This is a genomic window from Pseudomonas sp. B14(2022), from assembly GCF_012030485.1.
Taxonomy (GTDB): domain Bacteria; phylum Pseudomonadota; class Gammaproteobacteria; order Pseudomonadales; family Pseudomonadaceae; genus Aquipseudomonas.
Genome location: NZ_JAAUVM010000061.1, coordinates 1 through 292, shown reverse-complemented (window position 1 = coordinate 292; position 292 = coordinate 1). Strand labels below are relative to the sequence as shown.

1 tRNA gene is annotated in these 292 nt (G+C 44.2%); it reads right to left on the bottom strand.

Going from position 1 to position 292, the window contains the following annotated elements:
- Positions 1-176: 176 nt before the first annotated feature.
- Positions 177-252, bottom strand: a tRNA-Ala gene (locus HCF10_RS31010).
- Positions 253-292: the final 40 nt, after the last annotated feature.

Sequence of the window (292 nt, the reverse complement as noted above, 5' to 3'; positions counted from 1 at the left end):
TAACTCACAAATTTTACCTTAGCCTGATCCGTTACCAGTGAAAGTAACGTTCAGTCTATCTTTCTATCACATACCCAAATTTTTAAAGAACGATCTAATCAAAGACTAGAAATCAACATTCACCATCACACTGATGGAATGCTCATTTCTAAGCTTTCATAACGTAGAAGCAGTAGTGGTGGAGCCAAACGGGATCGAACCGTTGACCTCCTGCGTGCAAGGCAGGCGCTCTCCCAGCTGAGCTATGGCCCCGTATTTCTACAGGCGTTTCCCACACAAAATTGGTGGGTCT